The sequence below is a fragment of the Phaeodactylibacter sp. genome (assembly GCF_022763345.1).
Lineage (GTDB): Bacteria > Bacteroidota > Bacteroidia > Chitinophagales > Saprospiraceae > Phaeodactylibacter.
Map to the genome: position 1 here is coordinate 19050 of NZ_JALEGS010000114.1, position 20387 is coordinate 39436.

A 20387-nucleotide genomic window follows, 5' to 3' on the forward strand; every position below is an offset into this window, starting at 1 on the left:
AAACGATGAAATACAAAGCAACATTAAAGAAAAAAGCCATTCCAAATGGCAAGCAGCGGAGTATGCCAAAGATTGACAATCCCCACGTATTTCCGTATTTTTACAAAAAAGTATCCTTTATGCCAGAGGTGAGCCAACACGAGTACGAAGTCGAACGCCAAAAGCCTATACCCTCTTTTAATCATGCCACCGTACAGCTCAATTTAGGATTTGAGCTGAAACTACGCTACAAGGAAAAGTATCGGATTCTTTCCGAGCTAAGCCTGCAACTTGACGACTGGCTCTCTGTCCCCGACCTCTGCATCTATCCTAAAAAACCACTCGACCTGCGCAATGATCAGACCAAGACGCTGGAGCCACCACTCTGTGCAATTGAAATCAGCTCGCCTACCCAGCCTTTAGGAGAATTGATCATTAAGGCAGGTCAATACTTTGATCATGGCGTGCGCTCGGTATGGGTCGTATTTTTGGAACTGGGCAATGTTTATGTTTTTTCCGGCAAGGATACCTACGAGATATACCGCCCCGAAGAAACGCTCAAAGACGAGGTACTGGATATTGAACTGCCGCTGGTTGAAGTATTTGAATAAGAACCATTACGCTAAGCGTTAATATTTTTTAGAAGAAGCCCGCGCTCCCCGCAAACCAAATCCCGCTTCGTACACTTAATTGCGTGAATACCGACCTAACCCTCACCCAAAAATCCAACGGCCATGCATTTTCCCTTATTGCAGGACCTGCTCATCTTCATGGGCTTCTCCGCGATTGTCGTGTACGCACTGCAGCGCATTCAGCTGCCTTCCATACTGGGCTTTTTGGTGACTGGCATACTGATCGGGCCGCATGGGCTGGGGCTGGTGAGCGAATCCGAACAGATCGAACTCATCTCGGAGATTGGGGTCATCCTGCTGCTCTTTGTCATCGGTATGGAATTATCCATCAAGCATCTGGTATCCATTAAAAATACCGTTTTCATTGGAGGTTCCTTACAGGTTGGACTCACGATACTGGTGGCAGGCTCCGGGTACTACTTTTTAGGTAATAGCTGGGAAGAATCGCTTTTTGTTGGGTTTCTGTTCTCGCTTTCCAGTACTGCTATTGTTCTAAAAGTGCTGCAGGACCGCAACGAAATGTCGGCTCCACAGGGCCGGAATGCCCTTGCTATCCTCATCTTCCAGGATATCATCGTGGTGCCAATGATGCTGTTCACTCCAATTATTGCCGGTCAGGGGAGCGATGTCACTGGAAGTATCCTGATGCTTCTGCTCAAGACTGCCGTGGTCATCCTGATTACGATTTTGAGCGCCCGCTACCTGGTACCCCGGCTGATGCACGGTATTGCCAAAACGGACAGTCAGGAACTCTTCCTGATTACCACGATCACCATCTGTTTTGCAGTGGCTTTCCTGACCGCCGAAGCAGGGCTCTCACTGGCGCTGGGGGCGTTTCTGGCCGGCCTGGTCATCTCGGAGTCCGAGTACAGCCATCAGGCCACAAGCGTTATCCTGCCTTTCCGGGAGCTGTTTACAAGTTTCTTTTTCATCTCCGTCGGCATGTTGCTCGATCTGCAGTTCTTCTGGGGCAATATCGGCATCGTAATGCTGATTGTAGTTGCCGTATTTTTCATCAAGTCTATCATCGCTGCTTTGGCGATAGCAGTGCTGAAGTATCCACCCCGGACTTTTCTGCTTACGGGCTTAGCGCTATTCCAGGTCGGTGAATTTGCCTTTATCCTTTCAAAAGTGGGTATTCAATATGACTTGCTGGACCCCGAAACCAATCAGTACTTCCTGGCTGTCTCCATCGTCTCCATGCTGCTGACGCCATTCGTCATCATTTTCTCCGAGCGCATCGCCTTTGGCGTGATGAAGTTCCGCCCGATTGAGGCATGGGACAGAAAGATGGTGGCTTCAAAGGAGCGGGATCATTCCGTAGCCACAGACCAACTCCACAACCACCTGGTCATCATCGGCTACGGCATAAATGGAAGCAACCTGGCGAGGGCAGCCGAATTCAGCGATATTCCCTACGTAGCTGTGGAAATGGACGCGGAAACCGTCAAAGCAGAACAGAAAAAAGGCGTACCCATACTCTATGGAGACGCCCGGCAGGACCATATCATGGAGGCTGTGAATATCCCTAAAGCCCGAGTTGTTGTTATCGCGATTTCAGACCCCGAGGGAACAAAAGTGGTCGTCCAAAATATCCGGATGGTCAGCCAGTCTGTCCACCTTATCGTCAGGACGCGCTTCGTCAAGGAAATCCCCGAGCTCATCGCCCTGGGCGCAGATGATGTTATACCCGAAGAATTTGAGACTTCAATCGAAATCTTCTCCCGCACCCTTCATTACTTCCTCATCCCGGAGGACGATATCGGGCACTTTGCTGAGATTACCCGCTCTAATAACTACGGTCTTTTCCAGAATAAGAAAAGTATCCCCCGGACCTTCCGCCCCGGTAAATACCCGGAGTTTGATATTACCTGCCTGAAAGTACGGACGGACAACCGGCGGATCGTAGGTAAAACGTTAAGTGAACTTGACGTAAGGAACCAATATGGTATTAACATCCTTGGGTTATCCCGAAAAAACACGCTCATTACCAATAGCGGCCCGGATGAAATCCTGTTGCAACGGGATATCCTGTATGTAACTGGTAAACAAGAGAGTATTGATCAGTTTAGAAAGGCGATTGAGTAAGCGAGTGCAATGCAGCCAAGCATGGTGCTCTATTGATATAGGCATCAGCAACAACCGTGGGCGGCACGCTCTACACCTCCACCCCCTGATATACCTCCCCCAGCTTCAGCTCCAAATCCAGTTTAATGAAGGAAAAGGTATTGTCAAGTCCAGCAACAGGTTCCCGAATAATCCACTCCCCCGCATCGTTCCGGTAGAAGCCCTCTATCTGGCATTGGTCCTGTGCGACCAGTACATACTCCCGCAGGCTGTTGATAGCCCGGTAAGCTTCAAATTTAGGACCGCGGTCACGGGCTGCCGTGGAATCGGAGAGCACTTCGATTAACAGGAGAGGATTGAGCAGGGTGTCAGGGGCATTTTCCAAATAATGCTCCTCTCCTTCCGTGAGCACGAGATCCGGGTAATAATATTTATCATCTATACCAGATTTTACGCGTAGTTCGGATGGATACAATTCATACCTGTCTAAAGGTCCGAGATAATTCCAAAGAATGGTCGTTAAATTCCTGACTAATCGATTATGCTCTTTACTACTTCCGCCCATAGCAATCAGTTTTCCATTTTCGTATTCATGGCGTTCTTCCTGTTCTGCTTCCCACTCCAGGTAGGCGGATGGGGATAGTACGGTGGTTGCCTCTGCCATTGGTTATTTTTTTTCTTGCAGATTAAAGTACGATTTTCCCGGGAAAGAGACAAGGCGGGTGTGGCCTGCCCATCTTGCCAAAAAACCTACACACCCAACACGGCCGAAACCTCTACCGCTTTCATAAAATCCGTAGCTATTTCATCACCCGCCAGGAAGATATGGATATCGGTATAGCCCTTTGGACCAGGGCTGCGGTAACGCTCTATCTGCTTATCCTGCAGGTTGACGATCCAAACCTCTGGAATGCCATGGCTGGCGTAAAGGGGCAGCTTGATATCCCGGTCTTTTTCCAGGCTGCTGTCAGCAACTTCGATAAGAACAACCGTCTCTTCAGCTGTTGGATGAGAACGCTTGTAAAGGTCTGACCGGTATTGTAAAATACTGATATCTGGTTCCGGCTCAGAATAATCGTCCAGATGAATTGGATTTTGTGCAGTAAACACATACGCTTCGTGCGGAAGATGTAAGGATAAGTGACGGATCAATTCATTCACCGTGCCTGCATGATTACTTTTTATCGGGCTCATATCCACAATTTTGCCATAGAGCAGTTCGACACGCTGCTCCCCGAAAACGCCTGCCTCCCCCATACGATGGTAGGCTTCTGCGGAGAAGCGGTGGGTATCGGTTATTTCTGTGGTCCGGGAAGTCATAGTTTTGTCTTTGTTGCAAAATACAGAAATAAGAACTTTTATGCAATGGCAATCACTCTGGTTGCAGCTTCATCACTTTAAGACTGTGTTGTAGCACTTGAAAAGTAGACAGAAAAGTATTACCCAATCGAACAGCAAAACCCGGATATCAGCCGTGCCAATATCCGGGTCGTTGCATTTTAAGTTTTCAATGCTTACGGTAACAAAACAGTGTCTATCACATGTATCACCCCGTTTGACTGATTGACATCATAAGTTATGACATTGGCAACATTGCCTTGTTCATCTTTGACAACCACATTCATTGGACCGTTCATCATCGCGGTTAGAGTAGCGCCATTCACAGTGGTCAGGGTAGCACTGCCATTCCCCTTTTTGATGGCTCCCATGATAGTCTTGGCGTCGTATTTTCCGGCAACGACGTGGTAGGTCAATACAGCTGTCAACTTATCTTTGTTTTCAGGCTTCAGCAAAGTCTCCACCGTCCCTGAGGGCAGGTTCTCAAACGCATCATTGACCGGAGCAAAAACCGTGAACGGCCCATCTGATTTTAGCGTTTTTACCAGCTCGGCAGCCTTCACAGCAGCGACCAGCGTTGTGTGGTCTTCCGAGTTCACCGCATTGTCTACAATGTCTTTACTGGCAAACATCGCTTCTCCGCCTACCATAACTGTACTTTCCTGAGCGCTCAAGGTAATGGCAAAGACCAGACCCAGCACTGTTAGTGCAAAATTCTTCATAATGATTATTGGTTATTTTGATTTGATGGATATACGGGCTCATAAGGGGTTGCGGATTTCCGGGCCCCCTATTTTTTTGAAAAAATTAGTTTTCCGCTACTCATGAAAAAAATCTGGCATGGAAAAAATCGCTCTACTCCCTTGAGAAGCAGCCTTTTCAGTCACTATTTATATACTTAGAAAATGGTAAAGGTGTTACATGACGGATATTGCAACCCCGCTGACCAATACCGCAGGACCTTTACAACGCCCGTAAATTATCAATCATCTGCCGGGCATTCTTCGCATTGCGGTAGCCCTTCATTACAGCTTGCCGCAGTAGCGCATCCGCTTCATCGAAAAACCCCAGAGAAGCTTTAGCTATCGCCATATTGGCGTAAGCAATGGCCTGGCCCGGATCGAGCGCTATAGCCTTTTCGAGATAGTGAACGGCTTGCTCAAACTGCATAGTGTGGGTCAGATGGAGCGCCCCAAGGCTAGTGTAGGTTTCTGCATAGCCCGGGTCCAGGCTGATGGCTTTTTCGTAACAGGAAGCAGCTTTATCATACTGCCCGGTCAGCCGGTAACAGATGCCAAGATTGGTCCAGTAAGAGGCCGTATCCGGACGGATTTCCAATGCCTGCTGATGCGCATCGATGGCTTCCTGATAGTAACCGAGCTGATTGTAAGTATTGCCGAGTACAGCATAGGCCTGCGCCAAATCCCCTTTTTGAATCCCCGGGTGGGCTATCGCCTGCTGAAGCGTAACTACCGCCTGTTGATATTCCCCATCCTGATGCTGTTGGCGGCCTTTTTCGAGCAGCCGCTCCGGCCCATCCGGAGACTTAGGGGGTTCTGGTACCGGGGCATCCCCTGCTTTCCTGAGCTGAGTAACGGTTTGAATGAGAATCTGCCGAAGTTGATTCTTCTCAATCCCGTAGCGCTCTGCTGCGATGATGCCCAGCTTCCACTCCCGCTCCACGGCATTCAGACGGGCGGCGTATTGCAGCAGCTCTTCTTCGGTGACCTGCCCCCTGAGTTCCGGCAGGTGCGCCCGCAGCCGGTCAATCACTTCCTTTAGCTCATCGTTGAGCAGCATGTTTTTGAGTTCTTCCGGTAGGTCTTGTTGGCTCATGGTACTTGGTTTTCGTTGATAGCCCAACAATTTAGATATAAATGTACACAATGCCCGAAGTGCCTCCAAAAAGGCGTTCAAAACTCCCCGGTCAGTGATATAACGCACTGACTTCCATGCTCAAAAATTGCAATTTGTAGACATCAACAGCGGCTAAGCCATGACGTGCTCCACCGCTGACAACCGTTAATTCATCACAAAAAAAGTCAACATGACCAATACCTTAAGCCGCATCGGCCTCGATCAGGAACAATCACAAGTGCTGTCCAACAAACTCAACACCCTGCTTGCCAACTACCAGCTTTTTTACATGAACGCCCGTGGCTTTCACTGGAACATCAAAGGCAATAAGTTCTTTGAGCTCCACCTGAAATTTGAAGAGCTATACAATGACTCACTGATTAAAATTGATGAAATCGCAGAGCGTATCCTTACCCTGGGATTCACCCCTTTGCATACCTATGAAGACTACACCCAAATTTCGGCTATCCGTCAGGCTAAAAACATCTCAGACGGTGTGGAAGCCGTGAAAGAAATCCTCAAAGGCTACGAAGTCCTCCTGCCACTGGAGCGGGAGCTGCTGGAGCTGGCCGGTGAATCCGGAGACGAAGGCACCAATGCCCTCATGAGCGACTACATCCGCGAACAGGAAAAACTGGTTTGGATGTATTCGGCTTATCTGGGATAACAGAATCGACAGACTCTGATATGGATGGCACCGTAATCTTCCTTGGCGACGATTACGGTGCCGCTGTTTTATACACCGGTATTTACCATGGAAAGCAATGCTGGCAACTCCCCTTTTCGGATTACCTTAGCAAAATCTGCCCGGTAGTCACCTTAGTAAACGGCCCCGGTAAAGCATAAGATTCTATGAAAAAACAGCAAATCGGCCTACTCCTGGGCCCTACACTTTTTATCACCACCCTGCTTTTTGCTCATCCGGAAGGCATGAGCCGTGAAGCCAATGCGGTTCTTGCCTCTACCTTGTGGATTGCCACCTGGTGGATACTGGAGGTAATCCCTATTGCTGCCACAGCTCTGCTGCCCATCGTGCTTTTTCCACTCACCGGCGCACTGGACCTAAAAGCCACTACCGCTTCCTTTGGGCACCGGTATATCTTCCTGTACGCCGGCGGGTTTATCCTGGCGATTGCTATCGAGCGGTGGAACCTGCACCGGCGCATAGCCCTTCACATTATCCGTTATATAGGCACGAATGTCAGAAGTATTATCCTGGGCTTTATGGTTGCTACTGCTTTCCTATCCATGTGGATTTCCAATACTGCTACAGCCGTCATGATGCTGCCCATCGGGCTCGCTGTTGTCACCCAACTTAAAGACAACCCCAATACCCGGGCGGATGAAAACCAAATTTTTGGCAAGATACTTATGCTGGCCATTGCCTACAGCGCTTCCATTGGAGGCGTAGCTACCCTGATTGGCACACCGCCCAACCTGGTCCTGGCAGGGATTGTACAGGAGATTTATGGCATAGAGATCACCTTTTCTCGATGGATACTTATCGGGCTGCCTATTTCCATCATCATGCTGATCATCTGTTGGTACTACCTCACCCATTTTGCCGCCTCCTTTGAACAAAAGTCTTTCCCGGGCGGCAAACAGGAAATACAACGGCAGATGAATCAGCTCGGCCCTGTCTCGTATGAGGAAAAACTGGTCCTGGGGGTTTTCGTGCTTACCGCAGTAGCCTGGATTACCCGCTCTTTCCTTCTGAATCAATTCTTACCTGCTCTGGACGATACAATAATTGCGATCATGGCGGCTACCACCCTCTTTATTTTACCGGCTGGCAAGGCTCACAAGCGCCCTTTGGTGGAATGGGCCGAAGCCGTCAGGCTGCCCTGGGGCGTATTGCTGCTATTCGGAGGTGGGCTCGCTCTGGCGGAAGGGTTCAAAACCACAGGGCTTGCAGGATGGATCGGGGGGCAATTGTCTTTGCTTGAAGGGCTACCGCTTTTTCTACTGCTGCTTATCCTGGTGGCTGCAGTCAACTTCCTGACCGAAATCACCTCCAACCTGGCCACCACTGCCATGCTCCTTCCCATACTGGCTCCTCTGGCCATGGCCATCGGCGTACATCCCTACATACTGATGGTGGGCGCGACCCTGGCGGCTTCCTGCGCGTTTATGCTGCCGGTTGCTACCCCGCCCAATGCCATTGTTTTTGGCTCGGGATACCTCAAAATACCAGATATGGTCAAAACAGGCGTATGGCTGAATTTAATCTCTATCCTTCTGCTCAGCCTGATGGTTTACCTGCTTTTGCCCTACGCGTGGGGCTTCGATCCGTTTGTATTTCCAGACGAGCTCAAATAATTGCTCCCAAAGGTTTTTTGAAACCAAACTCCATAACGAATCCTGGTAATGCTTTGCCCAATGACAAATCAGCTGACCCCACCCCAATACACCCTGCCCGTTATCATCTTCGCCCAATTCACCGGCACCTCCCTGTGGTTTGCAGGCAATGCAGTCCTCCCGGATCTACAGATGGAATACGGACTGCCCGGGGGCGCACTCGGCGGGCTGACCTCTGCGGTGCAGCTTGGGTTTATCACTGGCACACTGCTTTACGCTATCCTGATGTTGGCAGATCGTTTCTCTCCCTCACGGGTCTTCCTGTTCTCTGCGATGCTGAGCGCTTTGTTCAACCTGGGCATTGGGGCGGTGACAGAAGGTTATGCCAGCATTTTGGCACTCCGTTTTCTTACGGGCTTATTCCTGGCGGGGATTTATCCGGTAGGCATGAAAATAGCCGCTGACTGGTACGCAGCCGACCTGGGCAAAGCATTGGGATATCTGGTTGGCGCCTTGGTGTTGGGCACCGCCTTTCCGCATTTGCTGCGCTTTACCGCTGCGGAAGTGCCCTGGCAGCGCGTCATGCAGGGCACTTCTTTCCTGGCGGTTATGGGTGGGCTGTTAATTTGGTGGCTGATCCCTGACGGCCCCTACCGGCGATCCGGCACCGCTTTTGAGCCAGCTGCCATCATTGCCATCTTTCGCATCCCTGATTTCCGGGCAGCTGCCCTTGGCTACTTCGGGCACATGTGGGAACTGTACGCCTTTTGGGCATTTGTCCCCGTTATCGTGCTAGCCAGGTTTCCAGAACTTCCCCCCGCCTCAACAGCTCTTTTTGCCTTCGGGGTCATTGGTGTGGGCGCACTTGGCTGTATCCTGGGTGGGTATTGGTCACTGCGCACCGGCAGCGCCAAGGTAGCTTACGCCATGCTACTGATCTCCGGGCTCCTCTGCCTGGCCTCTCCCCTGCTCTTTCAGCTGCCGGGATGGGCTTTCACCGCCCTGCTTTTCCTTTGGGGCTTCGCGGTAGTTGGCGATTCCCCACAGTTCTCAACGCTTGTAGCCCGAAATGCACCGCCCGAATCCCGCGGTTCCGCCCTGACTATTGTCAACAGCATTGGTTTTGCGATGACCATTTTCAGCATTCAGGGCCTGACTTATCTAAGCCAGTACTGGGGGATATCGAACAGCCTTTGGATACTTTTCTTAGGCCCGATACTGGGGCTTAGAGCTACCCGCAGATTATTCCGTTCGGCTTAGACCCATTCCGATTGGGCAGCTTTGGCTTCAGCTAAATCCCTCATGCTCTGACCAAAGTACCAGATCCCCCCCACCAATGGCGGCAAGGCTAAAACGAACCAAAGGTAACCTACCCAATTTGTGGGCTCATAGTTGAAGGCATCGGCTGTCTGGGCACCGGCAAAGAGCACCACACAATACGCTGTAGCCGCCAAAAAGTAATTGAGGTGTAGCCGGCTTTGTAACAGAATGGCTTTGAGCAAACTGCTTCCCAGTTGCCAGCAACCTAAAAAGAAGGCTGCAATGAAAGTGAAGGGGAAGAATACCGAAGACCCAAGAAGCAAGCCCTGGACGACATTATCAATGGTGAACAATACCTTTTTCATGTTTGGTGGTTTTGGTTACACCAAAGATACAGGCTTTATTCATAACTTTCAAAAAGTATTGAAAGTTATGAATAAATTCTTTTCACCAACCAGACCTCACCTCAATTGACAAGCAAAACCGAGCACAAAGGATGTAAAAACCCCTGACCAGCTCCTACTGCCAGTCAGGAGTTCGATGGTAAGCTTTACATACAGCCTTCAGAATCGACTAAACCAATCTTATCTTACCCAACTGCCATCCGGTTCCAATACCCAGGTTACGCCCGTCTCCGGATCAAGTACCTTCAGGAATACCCATTCATTGTAGAACAGTTTCTGTAGTACCTCGTGCTTCTCCACCAGTTGCTGTACGGCAGCTTTGGGGGCTACCACAAAGGCGGTGAGGCGCAGTGGTTTGTGGTACAACTCTTCGTCGTTCTTCATCACCGATTGCCAGGGCAGGCCGTGCATCAAATCAGAGCCATTGCCCTGCATGACGCCGATTTTACCGACGACGTTGTGCGTAACTTTGCTGCCGCTGCCGAAGGCCGTGTTATCCACTGTGGAGAAAAAGTACTGACTGTTGATCCATTGCGCCACGACAAGGGGGGCGGTGAGAATGACCTCCAGGCTCTTGCTATCCGGATCCTGCGACCAGTCATAGGAGTGCAGGAAGCAACGCCCCTTCAGGTCGAGATTGGCGGTCATGTGACGGGGTGCCACGACAAAGCCCGCATTGCCCGCCAGGCCCCACTCCGGGCGTACTTCCGACCAATCGGCACTGCGGCGCAGCATACCCTTGCTATTGGTTAAGCCAAACTGAGTTGAGCGGACTTCCAGATTGCGCTGCTGAGCTTTAGCCAGGCCCGCTTGTAAACCGGTAATCTGCGCCAGCTTTTCTGTATCCAGTTCCGGCAGATTGATGAGTTGGACGGCATCAGTCGTCGTGTTGTGCTGAGCCCCCACAAAGAGGGTGTCTTCCGGTATCGCAATCCCTTCCCCTGCCAGCGCTTCCCGCACTGCTTTCTGATTGAGAATGCTCGCCATAGTTGCTGCATTGGGCCCACCGTGGCTGCCCCCGCAGGCACCACAATCGAGTGCGGCGGCGTAGGGGTTGTTCTCCGTTTGGCTACCGTGCCCGCAGAGGACAACGAGGGGCGCAAAGTTCCGGGTCAGTCCCATCATGCGCAGCGCGTTGCCGGCGTAGGTCACCTGCTGCTCCATTGGTATACCCCATTGGTCCACCTGCGCTACGTCGGGCAGCAGGTCCACTTCCGGGCGGAACCAGCGGCGCCCCATACGGCGCAACCGGGATAAGGGGCCGGGGATCAGGCTACGCCCAATCGTGATCAGCCCGGCGGGCAAGCCCAGGGCTTCCACTGCGGCAAAGGGTGTGGCAATATTGTATTTCAGTGATTTATAGGCTTGCTTGAGCTCTTTGAGGAGCTTAAGCCCGCTTTGGTGCTTTTCCAGATCGTGGGCACAGCAAGTACCTGCCACTTCTTTAAGCTCATGCGCAGGCTGCAACAACACGGGCAGCGACTTCACCCGCTTGCCCAGTACTGTCTGGTAAGCGATCGGCAAGCCAAAGAAGCCTGCAAAACCAAATGTTTCGTAGGCACCGCAGCTTTCCAATTGCCGGCGGAAGGGCTCGGAGCGCACATCAATGCAGAAAGCCAGCTGCGCCTCCGGGCGGCCCTCAACCGCCGGGGCTTTAAGTTGCGACTGCAGGTCGGCCGTCATCCGGCTGCGGAAGGACTGTTCCCAGGACTCCAATAGGGACAGGCGCATCAGGTAGTAGGCTTCCCGCAGCGCTTTGAGCAGAGGTGCCCATTCTGCTGCTGTTGTACCCAGAGCGGGATTTATTTGTGCTGCCGCCCAATGGTGGAGCATCGCCCATTCTTTGGCAGGTGCGGGGGCTTTTGTTGGCCGGCCCGGTACTTGTACAGCTGCAACCAACAGGCGTACCGCCAGGTACTCTTCCAAATCGATAGGATGCCGCTGCTGAGGCGCATAATCTGTTTGTTCACTCCGCCAGCGGATGTAAGAAGCCCAGCCCGGCAGTGCCATCAGATGATCGCGCAGGAAGTCACGTTGCTCCGCTGCTTCAATACCCAAATGACGCAGCAGCATCAGCAGTGCAGGCCCGGTGGCTTCCGGTAAGCGCTTAATGAAGTTCGTCTGCTCGCCCTGATGCAGCAACAGCATCTTCACCGACCGGTAAAAGCCCCGCTCGCGGAAAGGCATCGGCCAGGCTGCCTGCCCTTCGTCGAGGAAAGCGCCCAGCCAGGTGATCATCTCTTGGTTGACCGGCTCCAGCGTGGGCTGCCAGGGGCGCTGCTGCCCCATTTCGGTGAGGGTTTCCGACAGTAGCGAATCGGAGGACTGCTCTATGGTGCGCTCATCCAGCTCCTCTACCATGGCTGTAAACAAGGCTTCGAGGTTGACGGAGCTTTTGCCGAAAGGCAATGTAGCGGGCAAGGTATCCAGCGCCCGGCTGACCGCCTGTGCTATCGTCTTTTCCTGTACTTCCCCATCTTTTACCGCCTTACGGATTTGCCAGAGAGCCGGCAAGGTATTAGCATCGAACAGCTCCTGTCCGCGGCGTACCGCTTTCGCAAAAGGCAGGCGCTCCAGCCCCTGAAGCGGATTACAGGCTACCGCATGTGCCAAAGGCCAGGTAGGAGCAATGAGCGTACTGAGGTGATCCAGGTGCTGCTGTAGCTTTTGCAGTCCCTGATCGATATATTGCTGAGTGAAGGTCTCGGTAAGTGTCATGTCTTTATTGTTTATCGGTTAGGATTACAGGCGGTAGGCGCTTCGGCGTACATTCAATGAATTACGCAGAGGCTGACTGGAATGCAGCGCCCAGACATAAATCCGGGTGATCCAACCATCGCCCACCGGATCAGGGAGGTAGTCCCGGAAGATCATGAGCAGCCAGCCAAGCACGAAGAAAAGGCCAATGCCAAGGTGCAGCCCATTGAGGGCAGGGGCAGTAAAGTGCGCCAGCTGTGATTCGACCGCCCAGACAGACAGCCCGTATACCGTTGACCCCAAGAGCCCGAGGACCGCCGCCAGCACCAGCCGCCCGGCAGTGGGAGAAGGCTCCGCAATCGTCATAACGGCATGGGCACAGGTGATGCCGCAGAACAGCAGCAGGAGTACATAAGTGCTGCCCAGTCCTCCGGTAGCCCCTGTAAACATCCAAAAGATAAAGGCACCCAAGCCCCCAATAATCAATCCGAAGAGGAAAAGAGGCAGGGCTTTGGGGCCATACAAACTGAGGCTTTTATTGCGGGCGGCTTTTACCGTTGAGCCCGCACTGAGAAATAAAGAGGCTTTGAAAAATCCGTGCCATATCATGTGCGCGATGGCTGCCGGGAATAGCCCCATGCCACACTGCATGATCATGAAACCCATCTGGCCCATCGTGGAACAGGTAAGGGTGCGCTTCACATCGCTTTGCACCAGCATCCAGAGGGTGCCGGCAATTGCAGTCAGCCCGCCCAGCACCACCAGAAGTGTGGCACTCCACGCCAGGGTGCTCCAGACCGGGTATAATTTATACAGGACAACCGCTCCACCATTAACCAGACCGGCGTGCATAAAAGCAGATACCGGCGTTGGGGCATTTGCAGAAGCGATCAGCCAGCGGTGGAAAGGCCAGATAGCGGACTGCGTAAGAGCCGACAACAAAACGAGCCCTCCAATGACCGGAAGCCAGGGCGTAACTTCTACAGAAAGGGAAAGGCGCTCCAGCGACCAGTGCCCCTGTGTGTAGTAGACCAAACCGACAGCTGCCAGCAAGAGCAAGGCCCCTCCTCCCAAGTGCAATAGGGTATAACGGGCCGAAGCTGCTGCCGCTTTCCATTCCAGCTGGAAACCGATGAGGCGGGCAAGTAACCCATTGCTCACCAGCAGCCCAGCTGCCATAATCAACAGGTGGTCAGCGGCACTGAAAAAGACCAGCGACAGGGTGAGCGACATCAGGTAGCGGAAAATTTCCCGCTGAGTGCGGTGACCTCCGAAATGCCGCAGCCCGTATGCTTGAATGGCCAGGCTTATAAAACAGACAACTACTGATAACAAGGTATGTGTGGGAGAAAAGACCAGCCCCAGCCCATCCGTAAGTAAGGTCGGTGCGTACAGTGCACCCAAACTAAGCAAAAACCCTACCCCGGTAAGGAAGGTGCTCAGGCGCTCTGCTCTAGGCAGAGGGCTTAGTAATCCAAGTAGTCCAAAGACCAACAGTCCGATTAGAATCATTTTCTTTTAATTGATTTCGGGCTGCAAGTTATAAGGAGTTAAATTATAAATAAAATTAAAAATCTTGATTTGAACTATTAGAAAAACTAATAACTTTGCTTTGGATAATTCCACACTAACGTAAAGTAAAGCGCTGCCATGGATCACAAAATTTTGTACCTTGACCTGCCCCTCATCCGAACTTTTATTACCGTTATCGATCAGCAGGGATATAGCCTGGCCGCTAATGAACTGGGGCGCACACAGTCTGCAATCAGTCAGCAAATCAAAAAATTAGAACAACTGGCGGGACAGCAACTGGTCAGAAAGCAGGGCAGGCAGCTCCAAATGACAGAAGCAGGCGAGATCGTATACCGGCATGGCATGGAGATGCTGCGAGTGGAACAACAGCTAAGAGAAAAGCTCTTTAGCGAAGAAATCGAAGGGCGGGTGCGCCTGGGTATTCCGGAGGACCTGGCTACCCACTATCTGTTGCCTATCCTGGCGCGTTTCCGGGAACAGTACCCGCGCATTCAGCTCTCTGTGGAATGCGACCTGACGGAAAATCTCTACAAAAACTTCAAAGCCAACGAGTACGAGCTGGTGATCCTCAAGCATGAGCAGCTTAATGTAGCTTACCCCGACCGTATTGTGAAAACCTGGTACGACCCGCTCGTATGGGTAGGCAGAAGCGAGGAAGAGTGCAATGCCTGGCAGTTCTCAAAAAATGTGCCGGTGATTGTCTCCCCGGAGCCCTGTGTCTACCGGCGGCAGGTGCTGCACCAACTGAATGCGGAGCAGTTTTCAATTGACCTGGCTTATGTCAGCGAGAGTTATAGCAGCAAACTGCTGGCCATACGGGCAGGTCTGGGGCTGGCCGCTTTGCCGCAAAGCCTGGTGCCGGAGGACTGTGTAATTGTAAAAACAGGCCTGCCGAAGCTATCTGCCACCCAGATTTCTCTTTTCCGTTCTGGCATTCAGGCTAAGGTCGCTCAGTACCTGCGCGACCGCATCATCGAAAGCTTCGATCACCGGTTGGGGCTGAATCAGTCTACATAAAGCACCAATCCTTTGAGGTACTCCCCTTCCGGATGGAAAATCCCCACCGGGTGGTCGGCCGGCTGCGAAAGCTGATGCATAATACGGGCATTACGGCCGGCTTCGTGAGCAGCTGCCACGATGGTATTATTGAACAAGGCCCGGTCTACCACCTGAGAGCAGGAGAAAGTAAAGAGTAATCCCCCCGGCTTTACTTTTTGAAGAGCCAGCGCATTCAGGCGTTTGTACCCCTGCACAGCATTGTGGCGTTTTTTGATATTTTTGGCGAAAGCCGGCGGGTCTACAATCACGATATCGTAGTCTGCGGGCGCTTCTTTCAGGAATGCCATGACATCCTGAGTGTGGCTTTGGTGAAGCCCCGACTCGAAGTTCCCCAGTTCCACATTCCGGTCGGTCAGCGCCATAGCGGTTTGAGAAACATCTACCGATTCCACCTGCCGCGCACCAGCCTGTAGCGCGTAGATGGAAAAGCCTCCGGTATAGCAAAAGGTGTTGAGCACTTTTTTACCGGGCGCGTACTGAGCGAGCAGTTGCCGGTTTTCCCGCTGATCCAGGAAAAAGCCGGTTTTTTGCCCGGTTTCCCAGTCGACCTGAAAAGTATGGCCGTACTCTAAAACCTCATTAGGAGCTCCTTCGCCCCATATGTAAGCATTCTTTACACTTTCGCCATAGTTGCGAGGCAGGGTTTCGGCACTCTTATCGTAAATAGCGCTGAGCTGCGTTCCCATCGCCTGGCGCAGGGCGTTGACAATCTGCTCCATCGCCCGGTGCATGCCAATGGAGTGGCATTGCACCACTGCCATACCTGCATAATAGTCAATAATCAGCCCGGGCAGCCCATCACCCTCCGCATGAATGAGCCGGTAGGCGTTGAGGTCATCCCGCTGCGTAAGCCCCAGCGTGGACCGGTAAGCATACGCATTTTGCAGGCGTTGATTCCAGAAGGCCTGATCGGGCGCTGTATCCCCAAATACGATCATGCGCACCATGATGCTGCCGTGCTGGAAGTGCCCGGCACCAAAAACTTCCCCGTCTTCTCCAACCACCTGCACAAGGTCGCCATCCTGAACGCCTTCCGGTGTGCTTTTGATGGCTCCGCTAAAAACCCAAGGGTGGCGGCGGCGCAGGGCTGCCGCTTTCTTTTTCCGAATTACAACTTGCTTCATGCCGCAAAGGTAGGCAAGATCAGCTCAATTTCTGCAGTTCCTCAATCATCAGGTCAAAATTCACATGCTCGCGGATCAGAGTAATGGCCCGTTTGATTTTCCAGGGGGTACGGGTATTGATCTTCACCTCGATGCGGCTTACCTTGACTACCGAACCATAAGTATCAAGCTGTGTGGTAATGACTGGAATCTCATTTTTAATGAAATAGGGGTGCTCCATTTCTTCAGGTTTATACCAGTTGGCCTGTTTGCCATCGCCGGTCACGATTACACCGGACAGCGGAGTGCGTTTCAGGTTTTTCACTTTGGCAATATGCTTGACTTTTTCGATGGCCTCGTTCAGGCGCTTGTGGCTCACCACCAGGAGGATGTTGCGGAAAGCACTGAATTCATTGAGGTCGACCAATGAACCTGCCATAATGTCTTCCACCCGGTTATTGAGGCGGTGGCCATTAAAGACCACCCGGCCGCCAACGACTTCATTGACCGTCTCCATGATGGGAAACAACAAGGTCTTATCAAAAGGGACGACCCCGAGCAAAGGGATGCCCATACGTTCCAGCTTCTTACCGACAAACTGCGTGACCTCGTCGTGCTTCTCCGGGATGACCTTGTTGACAATCACGCCGAGCAGCGGGAGGTTTTGTTCCCGGAACAGCGCCATGCTCATAATCAGGCGGTCAATGGTACGCCCAATCCCGCCTTCTACCACCATAACCACAGCCGCATCGAGCATTTTGGCCACATCAGCGTTGGAGAGGTCTACCACGCCGCCCACGCCCGGGTGGCCGGTCCCTTCGTAAACCATGATATCAAAATCAGGCTCCAGCTTGCTAGCCGCTTCATGGATGGCCTGGGGATAATTGTAATCTTCAGGGTTAGCAAGGTAAGCTTTGGTAGCGCCCCGCCCGAGAATGACCGGGCTGTGGTACTCTGGCATCAGCTCAAATCCAATCACCTGGGAAAAGAGGACCGCATCTTTATCTGCTGTCTTTCCATTGACTGTGAGGTGCTGCTGTCCGACCGGTTTGCAATAACCCGTATTGTAGCCCATTTTTTGCAGGTTCGCTACAATGCCCAGTGTAGACGTGGTCTTACCAATATGCTGCCCGGTCGCAGCGACATAGATATTTTTCATATGCGCTCTGTTTGAGAGCGGTTAAGGTAGGGATTTTTTCTCACCTGAGAAGGGGATTTGAGCAACTGTAAGGCAGCAAAAGGCCCCGCCCTACCCGCTCGCATTCCAAGGCTTGGACGCCCTGTCACCCCTTCAGCGCGGCCCGGTTGATTTTACCCGTATCGTTTTTGGGCAATTCGTCCAGGAAGACGATGTCCCGTGGCACCTTAAATTTGGCCAGATGCGCTTTGCAATGGGCACGCAGGGTTTCTGCCTCCTCGCTTTTGCCAGTGGCGTGCAGTACAACGAAAGCCCGCCCAGACTCCCCCCATTTCTCATCCGGCACACCGATCACAGCAGCTTCAGCTACTGCGGGGTGCGCCTGCAGGACCCGCTCCACTTCTGCCGGATAGACGTTCTCGCCCCCGGAAATGTACATGTTCTTGATGCGGTCCACCACAAAGAAGTAGTGCCCTTCGTCCGCCCTTACCATATCGCCGGTGTGGAACCAGCCATCGGTAATTGATTTTTGTGTGGCGGCTTCATTTTGCCAGTAGCCCGGGGTGACCATTGGGCCCTTTAGCCAGAGTTCACCGGGCGTACCAGGAGCAACGTCCTTTCCTTGCGCATCCACGATTCGGGTTTGCACGTAAAAGTTGGGCCGCCCAATCGAGCCTTTTTTCCGGATGGCATCGGCCTGATGCAGGGAGAATAAATTGGGGCCTACTTCGGTCATGCCATAGCCCTGCCGCACCGGCACGCCTTTTTCATCCCACTTCTCGATAAGCGGGATTGGCATAGGCTCTCCACCGACGATCAGATAGTGCAGGTCGGGGAATTCCGCCGCTTCAAAGCCTGGTGCATCCGCCATCATTTTCAGAATGGTGGGGACACCCATGAAAAGCGTTGCCCGTTCCTCCTGCAACAGCTGCAGCACCTGTTCCGGGTCAAACTTACGCATAAGCACGGTGTAGGCGCCATGATGCAGGAAGGGCGTGGTCAGCACGTTCCACCCTCCGGTATGAAAAGGCGGCATCACGTTAACCGTACGGCTTTCCGTATTGACGATGAGGCTCATAGCCGTATTGATGCTGTTCCAAAAGAGCATTTTGTGGCTGTAAATCGCGCCTTTAGGGAAACCGGTGGTACCTGAAGTGTAAAGGATGAAAGCCGGATGGTCCTCCCCTACCGGTTGCAAGGGGAAAGGAGGCTGCGTTTCGTCTTTCTGAGCCTCACAGAAGGCCTGTAAAGTGGCCCAGGGCAGGTAGTGGGGCACTTTTGCCAGCACCTCACCGGCCTTGAGGGTTGCCTCAAACTTGTCTTCACAGATCACCAGCTTTGGTGCACTGTCTTTAAGCAGGTAATCGAGCTCAGCTGATGCCAATCGGTAATTGAGGGGGACGAGCACAAAGCCCATGCGCTGCATCGCGGCAAACAGGGCAATGTACTCCAGGTTATTTTCTGCCAGCAGTGCAATACGGTCGCCCGTTTGCACCCCATACTGTTGCTGTAAATAGGTACAGAGCGCATCACTGAGCCGGCCGAGCTGCCCGTAGGTCAGCGTATGCCCTGTTTCTGCTTCCTTTACGGCAACTTTTTCCGGGCTGTAGAGCGCCCACCGGGCGGTCCAGTCTTGTTGGGGTATGGTTTGTGGTTGCATGGTGGTTAGGGTTTCGTACTATGCTAAACGCTATTTTATACCGGCAAAATACTTCTTTGTTAGGTCTTCGTGCAAAGTAAGGCAGAGGGTGCACGCAAAGGGCGCAAAGGAAGGACGGACTGAATGTCTGCTGTAGAGGGAACGCAGAGCAGTGCCAGGGCTCCGGATTTTACCTCTTCGCGGTCTTTGCGTGCCCCCCTCTCCGCGCTCTCTGCGTGAACCCCTATTCCAGCTCCTCCCCAAAGCGCACCGCAGCACTGGCAAAAGCCAGCCCACCGCCCGAGCCAATGAAGTAGGCCAGCTGCCCGGCTTTGAGCTTGCCTTCTTCGTAAGCCTTGTTAAACGCCATCGGAATGCAGGCCGAGCCGGTGTAGCCATAATAATGCATCACGGTATGAGCTTTTTCACGGGGTTGCCCAAGGCGGTCCATCGTCTCCCAAATACTGTGGATGTTGATCTGAGTGATAAAGAAGTGATCGATCTCCTCATTGCTGACCCCAATGCGATGGCTCAGCCCATTGGCCATTTTAGACCAGATTTCCGGATTGAGCTCCTTCGGGAATTTGCGGACAAACTGCAATTGGTGCCCATGCTGTTCGATCATCTCGTGCGTCACCGGTTGCTTGGCCGCACCACCGTAGATGCCCATCCATTCGTTGTACTGCCCTTCGGTGATCAGCTCGGTGGCCAACACGCCCTTTGAGGTGTCCTCGCCGGCTTTCAGCACCACAGCCCCAGCCCCATCAGCAAAGAGCGTGACCGTCTTTTTGTCGGCTTTATTCAGGTATTTACTCATGGCGTACGCCCCGATCACGAGCACGTGATTGTACTGCTCGTCAGAACGGATGTATTTGGAGCCTATGTCCATGGCCGTTACAAAGCCCGCACAGGCGGTATTGATGTCGAAGGTCCCGGCATTTTTCGCCCCCAGGCGGTCCTGCACCACAGAAGAGGTCGAAGGAGAAATAAACTCCGGCGTATCCGTGGAGATGATGATCAGGTCAAGATCTTCCGGTTGCAGCCCGGCACGCTCCAGCGCCTGAAGAGCGGCTTTTTCACTGAGGTCAGCCGTGCTTTCTTCCTCCGTACACCAGCGGCGCTCGTAAATGGCGACGTTCTCCCGCAACCAGGTGTCGACATCTTCTCCCAAGGTTTCATTGAAATAACTATTCGGTATGACCTGCTCCGGTGCATAGGCTCCCACAGAGCAGATGTAAGCATTGCGCATGCGCTGAATTGGTTTTGATTTCGAATAAAAAGCTAATGTAGTATTTGCCGTCCGTTTTTTCCATTGGAGGCAAAAAAGAAAGGGCATGCCCGTAAAGTCAAGGCCTTTTTTACGAACATGCCCTCATGGTGCTT

The 20387-nt window shown here is 52.5% G+C and carries 17 protein-coding genes; 6 read left to right on the forward strand and 11 right to left on the reverse strand.

Translation table 11 applies throughout. The features are described 5' to 3' along the window. Nucleotides 1-5 precede the first annotated feature (5 nt). Together MRY86_RS26985 and MRY86_RS26990 are read left to right on the forward strand one after the other, a co-directional pair. Nucleotides 6-590, forward strand: a complete 585-nt coding sequence (locus MRY86_RS26985; RefSeq protein ID WP_293563703.1) for a Uma2 family endonuclease — start codon at nt 6-8, stop codon at nt 588-590. 123 nt (nt 591-713) lie between these two features. Further along, the gene (locus tag MRY86_RS26990) at nt 714-2699 is read left to right on the forward strand and encodes a monovalent cation:proton antiporter family protein (protein ID WP_293563705.1); all 1986 of its coding nucleotides are present in this window, start codon (nt 714-716) and stop codon (nt 2697-2699) included. A gap of 70 nt (nt 2700-2769) precedes the next feature. Here the strand turns inward: MRY86_RS26990 and MRY86_RS26995 are convergent, their stop codons facing one another. The 4 genes from MRY86_RS26995 to MRY86_RS27010 form a co-directional block, all read right to left on the reverse strand. Continuing rightward, nucleotides 2770-3342 carry a Uma2 family endonuclease gene (locus MRY86_RS26995; RefSeq protein WP_293563707.1) on the reverse strand — a complete coding sequence of 191 codons (573 nt, stop codon included), beginning with the start codon at nt 3340-3342 and terminating at the stop codon, nt 2770-2772. Nucleotides 3343-3428: 86 nt separating this feature from the next. Then, on the reverse strand, nt 3429-3998 hold the full coding sequence (locus tag MRY86_RS27000) for a Uma2 family endonuclease (protein WP_293563709.1): 570 nt from the start codon (nt 3996-3998) through the stop codon (nt 3429-3431). Between the two features lie 194 nt (nt 3999-4192). Further along, nucleotides 4193-4738: a fasciclin domain-containing protein gene (locus MRY86_RS27005; RefSeq protein WP_293563711.1), complete on the reverse strand. Its 546-nt coding sequence runs from the start codon at nt 4736-4738 to the stop codon at nt 4193-4195. Nucleotides 4739-4979: 241 nt separating this feature from the next. Next, on the reverse strand, nt 4980-5852 hold the full coding sequence (locus MRY86_RS27010) for a tetratricopeptide repeat protein (RefSeq protein WP_293563713.1): 873 nt from the start codon (nt 5850-5852) through the stop codon (nt 4980-4982). A 211-nt stretch (nt 5853-6063) separates the two neighbouring features. On the opposite strand from MRY86_RS27010, the gene MRY86_RS27015 reads away from it, so the two are divergent. The 3 genes from MRY86_RS27015 (at nt 6064) to MRY86_RS27025 (ending at nt 9431) form a co-directional block, all read left to right on the forward strand. Then, complete coding sequence (locus MRY86_RS27015; protein WP_044223550.1) at nt 6064-6540, forward strand: Dps family protein; 477 nt, start codon at nt 6064-6066, stop codon at nt 6538-6540. Between the two features lie 185 nt (nt 6541-6725). Next, on the forward strand, nt 6726-8192 hold the full coding sequence (locus tag MRY86_RS27020) for a DASS family sodium-coupled anion symporter (RefSeq protein ID WP_293563718.1): 1467 nt from the start codon (nt 6726-6728) through the stop codon (nt 8190-8192). Between the two features lie 60 nt (nt 8193-8252). Beyond that, the gene (locus tag MRY86_RS27025) at nt 8253-9431 is read left to right on the forward strand and encodes an MFS transporter (protein ID WP_293563720.1); all 1179 of its coding nucleotides are present in this window, start codon (nt 8253-8255) and stop codon (nt 9429-9431) included. Here the strand turns inward: MRY86_RS27025 and MRY86_RS27030 are convergent. From MRY86_RS27030 to MRY86_RS27040, 3 genes are all read right to left on the reverse strand, one after another. Continuing rightward, nucleotides 9428-9796 (reverse strand): hypothetical protein, encoded by a 369-nt coding sequence (locus MRY86_RS27030; RefSeq protein WP_293563722.1) that lies wholly within the window; start codon nt 9794-9796, stop codon nt 9428-9430. The genes MRY86_RS27025 and MRY86_RS27030 overlap by 4 nt on opposite strands. 219 nt (nt 9797-10015) lie before the next feature. Beyond that, entirely contained in the window at nt 10016-12553 is a 2538-nt protein-coding gene (locus MRY86_RS27035) for a DUF2309 domain-containing protein (protein WP_293563724.1), read from the reverse strand. 24 nt (nt 12554-12577) lie between these two features. Then, nucleotides 12578-14044, reverse strand: a complete 1467-nt coding sequence (locus MRY86_RS27040) for a proton-conducting transporter membrane subunit (RefSeq protein ID WP_293563726.1) — start codon at nt 14042-14044, stop codon at nt 12578-12580. A 138-nt stretch (nt 14045-14182) separates the two neighbouring features. Between MRY86_RS27040 and MRY86_RS27045 the strand changes: the two genes are divergently transcribed. Next, a complete protein-coding gene (locus MRY86_RS27045) occupies nt 14183-15082 on the forward strand; it encodes a LysR substrate-binding domain-containing protein (RefSeq protein WP_293563728.1) in 900 nt (299 codons plus the stop codon). On the opposite strand, the gene MRY86_RS27050 is transcribed toward MRY86_RS27045, so the two are convergent. The 4 genes from MRY86_RS27050 to MRY86_RS27065 form a co-directional block, all read right to left on the reverse strand. After that, the gene (locus tag MRY86_RS27050) at nt 15070-16248 is read right to left on the reverse strand and encodes a class I SAM-dependent rRNA methyltransferase (protein ID WP_293563730.1); all 1179 of its coding nucleotides are present in this window, start codon (nt 16246-16248) and stop codon (nt 15070-15072) included. The genes MRY86_RS27045 and MRY86_RS27050 overlap by 13 nt on opposite strands. 19 nt (nt 16249-16267) lie before the next feature. Continuing rightward, entirely contained in the window at nt 16268-17386 is a 1119-nt protein-coding gene (locus MRY86_RS27055) for a dethiobiotin synthase (protein ID WP_293563732.1), read from the reverse strand. A gap of 124 nt (nt 17387-17510) precedes the next feature. Next, the gene (locus MRY86_RS27060; protein ID WP_293563734.1) at nt 17511-19025 is read right to left on the reverse strand and encodes a long-chain fatty acid--CoA ligase; all 1515 of its coding nucleotides are present in this window, start codon (nt 19023-19025) and stop codon (nt 17511-17513) included. Nucleotides 19026-19248: 223 nt separating this feature from the next. Continuing rightward, a complete protein-coding gene (locus MRY86_RS27065; RefSeq protein ID WP_293563736.1) occupies nt 19249-20253 on the reverse strand; it encodes a ketoacyl-ACP synthase III in 1005 nt (334 codons plus the stop codon). Between the last annotated feature and the right edge of the window lie 134 nt (nt 20254-20387).

Coding starts and splice junctions, on each gene's coding strand:
- MRY86_RS26990 (WP_293563705.1), top strand. CDS start 714: ATGCATTTTCCCTTATTGCAGGACCTGCTCATCTTCATGGGCTTCTCC.
- MRY86_RS27010 (WP_293563713.1), bottom strand. CDS start 5,852: ATGAGCCAACAAGACCTACCGGAAGAACTCAAAAACATGCTGCTCAAC.
- MRY86_RS27045 (WP_293563728.1), top strand. CDS start 14,183: ATGGATCACAAAATTTTGTACCTTGACCTGCCCCTCATCCGAACTTTT.
- MRY86_RS27065 (WP_293563736.1), bottom strand. CDS start 20,253: ATGCGCAATGCTTACATCTGCTCTGTGGGAGCCTATGCACCGGAGCAG.
- MRY86_RS26985 (WP_293563703.1), top strand. CDS start 6: ATGAAATACAAAGCAACATTAAAGAAAAAAGCCATTCCAAATGGCAAG.
- MRY86_RS27040 (WP_293563726.1), bottom strand. CDS start 14,044: ATGATTCTAATCGGACTGTTGGTCTTTGGACTACTTGGATTACTAAGC.
- MRY86_RS27055 (WP_293563732.1), bottom strand. CDS start 17,386: ATGAAAAATATCTATGTCGCTGCGACCGGGCAGCATATTGGTAAGACC.
- MRY86_RS27060 (WP_293563734.1), bottom strand. CDS start 19,025: ATGCAACCACAAACCATACCCCAACAAGACTGGACCGCCCGGTGGGCG.
- MRY86_RS27020 (WP_293563718.1), top strand. CDS start 6,726: ATGAAAAAACAGCAAATCGGCCTACTCCTGGGCCCTACACTTTTTATC.
- MRY86_RS27000 (WP_293563709.1), bottom strand. CDS start 3,998: ATGACTTCCCGGACCACAGAAATAACCGATACCCACCGCTTCTCCGCA.
- MRY86_RS27035 (WP_293563724.1), bottom strand. CDS start 12,553: ATGACACTTACCGAGACCTTCACTCAGCAATATATCGATCAGGGACTG.
- MRY86_RS27025 (WP_293563720.1), top strand. CDS start 8,253: ATGACAAATCAGCTGACCCCACCCCAATACACCCTGCCCGTTATCATC.
- MRY86_RS26995 (WP_293563707.1), bottom strand. CDS start 3,342: ATGGCAGAGGCAACCACCGTACTATCCCCATCCGCCTACCTGGAGTGG.
- MRY86_RS27015 (WP_044223550.1), top strand. CDS start 6,064: ATGACCAATACCTTAAGCCGCATCGGCCTCGATCAGGAACAATCACAA.
- MRY86_RS27005 (WP_293563711.1), bottom strand. CDS start 4,738: ATGAAGAATTTTGCACTAACAGTGCTGGGTCTGGTCTTTGCCATTACC.
- MRY86_RS27030 (WP_293563722.1), bottom strand. CDS start 9,796: ATGAAAAAGGTATTGTTCACCATTGATAATGTCGTCCAGGGCTTGCTT.
- MRY86_RS27050 (WP_293563730.1), bottom strand. CDS start 16,248: ATGAAGCAAGTTGTAATTCGGAAAAAGAAAGCGGCAGCCCTGCGCCGC.